We start from the raw sequence: 11,235 nt of genomic DNA, 5'->3' as shown, positions 1-11,235 counted from the left end.
CGTCCGGTTTGTTCGGGAGAAATATAGGCGAGGGTTCCTTCTAAGACGTTGGGATTTTGAATTTCTTGAGTTTCTCTTGGCAGTAGGGAGGCGATGCTAAAGTCTATGAGTTTAATTTGTTTAGTGTCGGGATGTATGAGGACGTTAGCTGGCTTAATATCTTTATGAATGACTCTGTTTCGGTACAATCCATCAAGAATGTCAGTTATTTGAATGGCAATTTCCAAGATTTCTGCTAGAGTCAGCGCTTGCTTTTGGGCGTAGTCTCGTAGAGAAATACCGCCAAAATCCTCCATCACTAGGGCATAGCTGTTGCGGTAGGATTCCAGACTGTAAGGTTCAACGACTCCCGGCAGACGTAGATTTTTGGCGATGGTGTACTGGTTGCGGAATTGCAGCAGTTCGCTGAAGCTGGGATAGTCTCGATTTAATATTTTAATGACAACTGGAAGCCGATCGATTTCTCGGCTGGCTCGATAAACCAGGGTTTTAGAACCACTGTACAGTTGCTCGATTAGACGGTATCCGGCAATTGGACTGGTTAAATCTATACCTGCATTCATTTTGGCTATCCTCATCTCAAATATTGACGGCTAAAAATTAATATGCGCCTCTGTGTGTAAGAGTTAAATTCGGCGATCGCATAATTAACTTAATCCGTTTGTAGGCAATGATATCGTAAACTCCGTCCCTTCTCCTAATACAGAATTTACCTCGATTGTACCGCCGTGTTTTTCAACCACAATCTGCCGTGCGATCGCCAAACCCAATCCCGTACCTTTACCCACACCTTTAGTTGTAAATAAGTGGTCAAAAATCTGACCTTTTATCTCATCTGATATCCCAGGCCCGTTGTCATAAATGCGAATCGTCACCCACTCCTTAGACTTCATTTCTGTCCGAATTGTGATGCACTTGGCTGGGGATTTAGTCTTCTCTAAACTCGGTTCCCGATTTGATTCTTCCAGTGCATCAATGGCATTAGCCAATATATTCATAAACACCTGATTTAATTGTCCGGGGAAGCAATCCACTGAGGGCAAGTTCCCGTACTCTTTCACAACTTCAATCGCTGGACGCTGTTCGTTTGCTTTCAATCTGTGTTTGAGAATCAAAATCGTACTGTTAATTCCGTCATGAATATTGAAAGGAACTTTGTAATCTTTGTCGGAGCGGGAGAAGATACGGAGACTGGTGCTGATACCTTGAATGCGAGCGCACCCGATTTGCATCGAATTCAACATTTTTGGTAAATCTTCTAAGAGATATTCGATATCGCTCTCTTCAGCTTTTTCTTCAATTTCCTCACCCGGGCTGGGAAATTTTTCTTGATAGAGTTGCAAGTATTCTGTAATATCTTTTACGGCGGCGATCGCCTCATGAATATTGCCAGAAATAAATCCAACGGGATTATTAATTTCATGGGCAACCCCGGCCACTAAATTCCCCAAAGCCGACATTTTTTCGCTCTGCACTAATTGCAGTTGAGATTGTTCCACCTGGTGGGCGTAGTCCTGGGCTTGCTGATACAATCGCGCATTTTCTAGGGAAATGGCAGCCTGAGTGCAGAGGAAGTTGAGGACGAGGAGACGATCGCGAGTAAACACTCCTTTTGTCGAGCTATGTTCCAGATAAAGTATCGCAACTAAGTTCCCGCGATCGAGAATCGGAGTACATAGCATACTTTGAGAGTGATACTGGAGCGTACAGTCATTCATTAAACCAGGAATATCGGTTTTGCCACCTTCAATAACCACAGTTTCCAGGGTGTGTTTGACATAATAAACCAGCTTGAGCGGAATCACCGCCGAGCCATCTAGAGGTTGGGTTTGCAGTAAGGTTGTGGGTAACTGGTTATCTGGATTAATGTGAGTTATTGCCCGGATTTGCCATTCATCCTGATGGGGGAGTAGCAAAGCACAAGTTTCTGCGCCCGAAGTTTTTAAAATAATTTGGTTGAGGGTGTCGAGCAATTCCTCAAGCTGAATTTTACTGGATAAAGCTTGAGCAGCTTGCACAATAGATGCGAAATCTAAAGCATCGGAAATACTGGTGCTGCTATTACTGGAAGTCTGCGAAGAGTGGCTAATCGTTGCCAGCGTCTCTAGAGGATTAAAGCGAAGTTTTGGCTGATTCAGGATGGGTAGAAGTAAATGCGGATACCTTTTTTCTAAGTCTTCAACCTTGGCTAGTGCACCCCAACGGGCATAACAGTAATACGCCTCCTGCATATAGCTGGCGGCAACTTTTTCTTTGCCCCAGTCCAGGTAGAACTTGGCAGCTAATTCGTTGGCGATCGCTTCGTCTTGGAGGTATTCGTTTTCTTTGGCTCCTTTAATCGCCCGGTCATAGAATTCTATGGCTTCTGTTTTTTGATTGAAAACGCGATGTTTTTCCGCTGCCACCAGATGGTATTTATGCTCGTAGTTCATCGGAGCGTGCTGCATCCAAAGCTGCATTTTTTCCTGATTGGCATCAACCGGACTTAGGTAATGCGATCGCTCTTGGGAACTGACGTTGGGATAGTTCGCCAGCAGTGCTAGGGATTGGTAGAAGTGCAAATTGACGAAATTTTCTGACCCAACGCTAGAGTAACTCGCTGCCTTAGCTGCACTCTCCACTGCTGGCTCGAACTCTTCGAGCAGATAGAACAAAATCGTCTTTGCTAAAAAGGCATTGAACAAAGCAAAGTTATCGTTCTGCTCTTGGAGTTGCGACAACATGGTAGATTCATCAAATTTCTCGCCAATTAACTGGAGAGTATTGCCGGCTTTACCCAACAAATTCAACAATAATTGATACCAAACCTCGGATACAGAAATAGAGTGTTCCAATTTCAGACTCAGTAACAAGTCATGGTATTTCTTATGTTCGATTTCAACAGTTTCTAGGTTTTTTCCTGCCAGAAATAGGTAGAAACAATAGTTGGTGATGCAGTAACCTGTATATTCGTAATTCCCGCCTTCTAGCCCAATCTGCACGCCCTCGGCAAGAGGAGATATGCTTGCTCGTAAAGGCTCCTTCCAATGGTGGACGAAGGTGTAAAACATATTATAGGTAACAACTTTGTGTTCCCTGGTTTCAAAGTGTTTGAGCAGTTGCAGTGCCAGCCGCCCTGCTTGATATCCGATATCAATGTTGCCCAAAGCGCCACATAAGAGTGTGCCATACCAAGCATAGGTTCCTGATGCCAGAGGAGAGTGACCGCCTTCCAGACAGAGTTTCACTTGTCTGACGACTACTGGCAGCAGAATTTGCGGTCTGCCTGCTAGAACAGGAGCAAGACAGACTTTAAGAATCCGCATCGCTGCTAATTGTGCGGGGTCAGTCATGGTGGGGTAGTCTTCCAGGCATTCTAAAGCCGGCAGTCTCACTAAAAATTCCTGCTCGTTCAGGTTAACGGGGTAGCCCAACACTTCTAATGCCTGCAATCCCGTATCAATGGCATCGTTCAATTGGTGTTGCGCCATAAAAACTTGTATCTTGAGCTCATAAGCTGGGATACCATCTAGTAATGTTTTCCCGTGCTGCAACACCATTTCGACTAGGGTACTGGCGGCAGCAAAATTGGTATTGAGATATTCTGCCTCTGCCGCTTCCACAACGATTTCTAAAGTCAAATCGTACTGAGTTTGCCAGCGCGAGTTCGATAGCAAATCCATCGCCGTACTCAAGTATTTCACTGCTGCCGCATAGGCTGTGGATGCTTTTGCTTTCCGTCCTGCCATCAAATTCAACCGCGCTAGTTCTTCGAGTTCCGCTGGTTGAGAAATTAACTCCAATCCTATATTCAATTGGTTAACAATGGCAAAAATATGCTCTTCCCGTTCTTGAATCGGGGTATTCTGGAGCAACAATTGGCCGATTTTTAGGTGAGTTGCCTGTTTGTGTTCAGGGGCAATTAAAGAATAAGCAGCTTGCTGGACGCGATCGTGTAAGAAGCGATAAACAACCATTTGAGAAATCGCTTCAGAAATATTCTGTTCTATTCCTACATAAAACTTATAAACTTCACTTTGGGGCAAAATCAAACCTTCTTGTAAAGCTTTCCACAATGTGGTTGCGCTTTCCGTCTCCGAACTCTCTGAAACAATTGCCAATGTTGCTAAGTCAAACTGGTTGCCAATGCAAGCGGCTAATTTTAAAATTGACTGAGTTTCTCTGGGCAATTTCTGCAACTGCTGGCCCATAAATTCCACTACATTATCGGTTAGTGCTGCCTCTCTCACTTTGCTAATATCGCACTGCCAATGTCCCGATTGGCTCTCAAAAATAATCAATTCATCCTGATGCAAGGCTTTGAGAAATTGCGTGGCAAAAAATGGGTTTCCTTGAGTTTTTTGATAGACCAGTTCTGTCAGGGGTTGTGCCAACTTAGGGTTACAAACTAGCGTATCCGCTACCAATTGATTCAAACTAATTTGATCCAGCGGTGCTAATGTAATGGTATTGAGTGTTGTTCCTGCTTTACTAACTTCCTCTAAGGTCAACATCAGGGGATGGGTTGGTGATACTTCATTATCCCGATAGGCTCCCAGCAGCAACAGATAACCCAATTGCGACTCATTGACGAGCATTTGTATTAACTTCAGCGATGCCGAATCAGCCCATTGTAAGTCATCCAAAAACATCACCAAGGGATGCTCTTTGGTCGTGAAGACAGCAATGAATTTGTGGAAGAGCAAATTAAAGAGATTTTGAGCAGCAATCCCCGATAATTCTGGGGCTGGGGGTTGTGTTCCAATAATCCGTTCTAGTTCGGGAATGACTTCAATAATGACTTGTCCGCTGTCACCGAGCGCTTCGAGAATTTTTGTTTTCCATTCTTGAATTTTGGCATCACTCTCACTCAGTAATTGTGCCATAAAATCTCGAAATGCTTGCACAAAGGCACTGAAGGGAATGTTGCGGTTAAACTGGTCGAATTTGCCTTTGATGAAATAGCCGCGCTGCCGGACAATGGGTTTATGTACCTCGTTGACTACAGCGGTTTTTCCAATTCCGGAGAACCCAGCGACCAGCATTAATTCTGAGGTGCCATTTGCCACACGCTCGAAGGCACTCAACAGGGTTTGTACTTCGGTGTCTCGACCATAAAGCTTTTCAGGAATCAGGAAGCGATCGCATATATCCCGCGTTCCTAAATCAAAAGTTTCAATCTTTCCAGTTTCTTGCCACTGCTGCAAACAACGTTCTAAGTCATGCTTTAATCCCAAGGCACTTTGATAGCGTTTTTCGGCATTCTTCGCCATCAGCTTCATGACAATATCCGAAACCACCTGCGGAATTTTTTGGCCCTTTATTGCACGAGGTTTTTTGGCTATATGGCAGTGAACCAACTCCATCGGGTCGTCACATTCAAATGGCAGTTTTCCTGTCAGCAGTTCATACAAAGTAACTCCCAGAGAATAAAAGTCTGTGCGGTAGTCGATGCCTCGGTTCATTCGTCCGGTTTGTTCGGGAGAAATATAGGCGAGGGTTCCTTCTAAGACGTTGGGATTTTGAATTTCTTGAGTTTCTCTCGGCAGTAGCGAGGCGATGCTAAAGTCTATGAGTTTAATTTGTTTGGTTTCCGGATGAATCAGAACGTTAGCTGGCTTAATATCTTTGTGAATGACTCTGTTGCGGTACAGTCCGTCAAGGATATCAGTTATTTGAATGGCAATTTCCCATATTTCTGCTAGAGTCAGCTTGCGTTCTTGGGCGTAGTCTCGCAGAGAAATACCCCCAAAATCCTCCATCACTAGAGCATAGCTGTGGCGATAGGACTCTAAATTGTAAGGTTCAACGACTCCCGGCAGACGTAGGTTTTTGGCGATGGTGTACTGATTGCGGAATTGCAGCAGTTCGCTGAAGCTGGGATAGTCTCGATTTAATAGTTTAATGACAACTGGAAGCCGATCGATTTCTCTAATGGCTCGATAAACTAGGGTTCTCGAACCGCAGTATAATTGCTCAACCAGATCATATCCAGAAACTCGGTTTGTCAAATCCACTGCGGTACTCCTCTGGATTACTCCATCTTAGACATTGACTTCTGTAACTTATTATCAATACTCCGCACAGTTTTTGGAACGATTCTACAAGCTTACGCGGGTCAAGGAGCATAAAAAAGTCGAATTAAATGTCGCGTCAGGGGTGGAGCTGACATTGATTTAATTATCCACAGTGGCTCAAAGTCAAGCGAGCATAAGCCATTGGGCTATATAAAAACTGTCCGAACTATTGTAAGTATACACTTTTATTGGTCGAGTCTGAGGAAAATAGAACTACGAGAACCCCAACAGACAGACTCTACCGCTTTTATGATTTTTCACTTTTAAACAGAAAGATGGCGCTCTATCAAGATAGTCTTAGGGAGCATCTCAATGAAAGCAACCCAGCCCAAAATTGGAATTTTTAGGCAGGAGAGAGGAGGCAGGAGGCAGGAGGAAAGAAGAAGAAGGAAGGAGCCAGAAGAAGTGTTTTTACCAATATGAGATGCTCCCTAGTCTTATCCTTTCATCGGCAATGATATCGTAAACTCCGTCCCTTCTCCAACTACAGAATTTACCTCGATTGTACCGCCGTGTTTCTCAACTACAATCTGCCGTGCTATCGCCAATCCCAATCCCGTACCTTTACCCACACCTTTAGTTGTAAATAAGTGGTCAAAAATCTGACCTTTTATCTCATCTGATATCCCTGGTCCGTTGTCATAAATGCGAATATTTACCCAATTTTTAGACTTCATTTCTGTCCGAATTGTGATGCACTTGGTCGGGGATTTAGTCTTCTCTAAACTCGGTTCCCGATTTGATTCTTCCAGTGCATCAATGGCATTTGCCAATATATTCATAAACACCTGATTTAATTGTCCGGGGAAGCAATCCACTGAGGGCAAGTTCCCATACTCTTTCACAACTTCAATCGCTGGACGCTGTTCGTTCGCTTTCAATCTGTGTTTGAGAATCAAAATCGTACTGTTAATTCCGTCATGAATATTGAAAGGAACTTTGTAATCTTTGTCGGAGCGGGAAAAGGTACGAAGACTGGTGCTGATGCCTTGGATGCGATCGCACCCCATTTGCATCGAATTCAACATTTTGGGTAAATCTTCTAAGAGATATTCGATGTCAAGTTCTTCTGCTATATGCTCGATGTCATCCCCAGGATGGGGAAATTTTTCTTGGTAGACTTGCAGGTATTTAGTCAGATCTTTGACGGCGGCGATCGCCTCATGAATATTGCCAGAAATAAATCCAACGGGATTATTAATTTCATGGGCAACCCCGGCCACTAAATTCCCCAACGCCGACATTTTTTCGCTCTGCACTAATTGCAGTTGAGATTGTTCCACCTGGTGGGCGTAGTTCTGGGCTTGCTGATACAATCGCGCATTTTCTAGGGAAATGGCAGCCTGAGTGCAGAGGAAGTTGAGGACGAGGAGACGATCGCGAGTAAACACTCCTTTTGTCGAGCTATGTTCCAGATAAAGTATCGCAACTAAGTTCCCGCGATCGAGAATCGGAGTACATAGCATACTCTGAGAGTGATACTGAAGCGTACAGTCATTCATTAAACCCGGAATATCGGTCTTGCCACCTTCAATAACCACAGTTTCCAGGGTGTGTTTGACATAATAAACCAGCTTGAGCGGAATCACGGCCGAGCCATGTATAGGCTGGGTTTGCAGCAGGGTAGTGGGTGTCTGGTTATCTGGATTGATGTGAGTTATTGCCCGGATTTGCCATTCATCCTGAGCGGGGAGTAGCAAAGCACAAGTTTCGGCACCCGAAGTTTTTAAAATAATTTGGTTGAGGGTGTCGAGCAATTCATCAAGCTGAATTTTACTGGATAAAGCTTGAGCAGCTTGCACAATAGAGGCGAAATCTAGGGCCTCGGAAATACTGGTGCTGCTATTACTGGAAGTCTGCGAAGAGTGGCTAATCGTTGCTAGCGTCTCTAGAGGATTAAAGCGGAGTTTGGGCTGATTCAGGATGGGATGAAGTAATTGGGGATACCTTTTTTCTAAGTCTTCAACCTTGGCTAGTGCTCCCCAACGGGCATAACAATAATATGCCTCCTGCATATAGCTGGCGGCAACTTTTTCTTTGCCCCACTCCCAGTAGAATTTTGCCGCGAGTTCGTTGGCTAATCCTTCCTCTTGGATAAAACCATTTTCCTTAGCTCCTTTAATTGCTAGATCGTAAAATTCTAAAGCTTCTGTTTTGCGAGCAAGAACGCGATTTTTTTGGGCTTCAACTAAATGATATTTGTGCAAGTAATTCATGGGGCCATAATCTGCCCAGTCTTTGAGCTTGGCTTGATTTTCTTCCATTCGCTGCCATCGCGGCTCTGAGTGGGACATCGATTCACCAGGAGTGGCCAGCAGGTTTAGAGAATCATAGAAGTAGAATATCGGTTCAACGATACTTCCCATCCCTCCAGCCAAATAGTGTCGCGTTTGAGCAGCATCGTGTTCTGCTTTAGCAAAGTCTTCCAGCCAGTAATTCAATGTGAATCGATACAAGTAGAAGAAAGATAGTCGGTAAAAATCGACTTTTGCCTGAGCCAGGACTTTTTCTTCATAGGCATCCTGGCGTAAAGGAATCTCGTCCTCTGACTGACCCAAGAGAATTTGAGCCGCCTGCCAGTACGCCAACACACAGTTTGCTGCTGTGACTTGGTGGAGGTCGCACAACTGTTGGTAATAGGCGCGAATTTGCGGTTCGAGTTCAGCCAGCGGTTGACCGTACCAATAAGCATTGAAACAGTACAACTGGGCGTCATAGCCCATAAATTCGAGATTGCCTGTTTCTAATCCAGCTTGATAGCCATCGAGAAGAATCGGCAGCGTTTCTTGCAGGTGGATCGTCCAAGAACCAACATATGCCCCCATTAACATGGCTGTTGCGGCTCGAATGTTTTTGGCATCGGGTTCTAAGGCGAGTTGGTATCCTAATTGCCCAAACTGAGGCACCATTGTCATGTCGCCCCACAGCATCCTCAGTTGGAAGGCGTAACCCACATAGCAAAAAGCGGAAACCGGACTATTGCCGAATTGGATGGACAACTTAACCTGGAGTGCCACCACCAGGAAATAAAGCTTGGTGCCGGACATATAACAGACGGGTGTCAGCCGAGCCGCATTTTGCATAATGGCTAATTGCTGAGGATCGCTCATTTTCGGCAGATCAAAGAATGATTCAATAGAGCGACCTTCAATTAAGGCATCAATTTCTTGCTTCAACTGCCGAATATCGTCTAGGGTTGGTTCATTTGGTAGGTTTACGCCTAACATTTGGAAGACTGATTGACCGATCGCGATCGCCTCGACAAATTTATTGTGGGCGACCAATGCCTGGATTTTGACTTGGTAAACTTGCACCTGTTCTAAAGGTGTTTTCGCATGATGAATCACCGCTTCAATCCACTTGTGCATCTGCTCAAAATCGCCCGCCAAGAAAGCCACCTCGGCAGCTAAGTCGTGCAGGGATAGGGTCATTTCGTAATGCCGTTCCCAAGCGTCTGTTCCCAGCAGTTGCAGCCCCACTGTGGCATATTCGCGGGCGGCTTGATATGCGGTGGCGGCTCTGGCTTTGTGGCAAGCAGTGAAGTTGAGTTGGGCGAGTTCCTCCCTTTCGGGTTGTTCTACAACCAGTGTGGTTCCGTAGTTCAACTGATTGACTAATTCAAAAATGCGTTCTTCTCTGGCTTCTGCTGAAATTTGTTGCAGGAGTAATTGCCCGATTTGATAATGGGCGATCGCGCGTTCTTTTTCCGGAATCAAAGAATAAGCAGCTTGCTGGACGCGATCGTGTAAGAAGCGATAGACAACTGTTTGAGAAGTAGCTCGATCGATATTGTCTTCTTCCCCTACATAAAATTTATAAATCTCACTCTGAGGTAAAACAAAACCTTCCTGTAAAGTTTTCCACAAAGCCGTTGCCGTTCCCGTCTCCGAGATTTCCGAAACAATTGCTAATGTTGTCAGATCGAACTGATTGCCAATGCAAGCGGCTAATTTTAAAACCTCCTGAGTTTCAACGGGCAATTTCTGTAACTGCTGCGCCATGAATTCAACTACATCATCCGTCAGTGCTGCTTCTGTAATTTTGCTAATATCGCACTGCCAATATCCTGCTTGAACATCAAAAATAATCAATTTATCTTGATGCAATGCCTTGATAAACTGCGTCGCAAAAAATGGGTTACCTTTTGTCTTCTGATACACCAATTCCGTCAGCGGTTCTGCTAACTTAGGAGAACAAGTCAGCGTATCTGCTACTAAGTGATTCACACTGGTTCGAGCCAGAGGTGCAAGTGTGATTGTATTGACAGTTGCCCCTGTTTTAGTGACTTCATCTAAAGTCAACATCAAGGGATGGGCAGCGGTAACCTCATTGTCTCGATAGGCTCCAATTAGTAGCAGGTGACTGGACTGGGATTCACTTATGAGCAATTGCATCAACTTTAAAGATGCCGAATCTGCCCATTGTAAGTCATCCAAAAACATCACTAAGGGATGCTCTTTGGTGGTGAAGACAGAAATAAATTTTTGGAATAGTAAATTAAACAGATTTTGAGCAGCTATCCCTGATAATTCTGGACCTGCGGGTTGTTGTCCCATAATCCGTTCTAGTTCGGGAATGACTTCAATAATGACTTGCCCGTTATCACCTATGGCTGCTAAAATTTTGGTTTTCCATGCTTGGATCTGGAGATCGCTTTCACTGAGCAATTGTGTCATTAAATCGCGGAATGCTTGCACAAATGCCGAAAAGGGAATATTGCGATTAAACTGGTCAAATTTACCTTTAATGAAATAGCCATGCTGTCGGACAATTGGTTTGTGAACTTCATTGACGACAACGGTTTTTCCTATGCCGGAAAAGCCTGCAACGAGCATCATTTCGCTGTTGCCTTCTGCTACTCGTTCAAATGCTTCTAAAAGTTGCTGTATTTCTCGTTCTCGACCGTAGAGTTTTTCGGGAATCAGGAAGCGATCGCATATATCCCGCGTTCCTAACTCAAAAGTTTCAATTTTTCCAGTTTCTTGGCACTGCTGCAAACACTTTTCTAAGTCATGTTTCAATCCCCAGGCACTTTGATAGCGTTTTTCCGCATTCTTCGCCATCAGCTTCATGACAATATCCGAAACTACCTGCGGGATTTCTTGGCCCTTTATTGCACGAGGTTTTTTGGCTATATGGCAGTGAACCAACTCCATCGGGTCGTCACATTCAAATGGCA

The 11,235-nt window shown here is 44.5% G+C and carries 3 protein-coding genes; all 3 read right to left on the bottom strand.

The features are described from left to right. A partial coding sequence (locus QUA27_RS26405; protein ID WP_333071927.1) for a serine/threonine protein kinase occupies positions 1–563 on the bottom strand: 563 nt, incomplete at its 3' end. Between the two features lie 84 nt (positions 564–647). Further along, the gene (locus QUA27_RS26400) at positions 648–5,996 is read right to left on the bottom strand and encodes a trifunctional serine/threonine-protein kinase/ATP-binding protein/sensor histidine kinase (RefSeq protein ID WP_333071926.1); all 5,349 of its coding nucleotides are present in this window, start codon (positions 5,994–5,996) and stop codon (positions 648–650) included. A gap of 497 nt (positions 5,997–6,493) precedes the next feature. Continuing rightward, on the bottom strand, positions 6,494–11,235 hold a 4,742-nt coding region (locus QUA27_RS26395; protein WP_445251552.1), incomplete at its 5' end, for a trifunctional serine/threonine-protein kinase/ATP-binding protein/sensor histidine kinase.

The sequence above is a fragment of the Microcoleus harperi Pol14_C6 genome, assembly GCF_036701295.1.
Classification (GTDB): Bacteria; Cyanobacteriota; Cyanobacteriia; order Cyanobacteriales; family Microcoleaceae; genus Microcoleus.
Note: the sequence above shows the minus strand (reverse complement) of the source record. Positions and strands in the feature narration are given on the sequence as shown.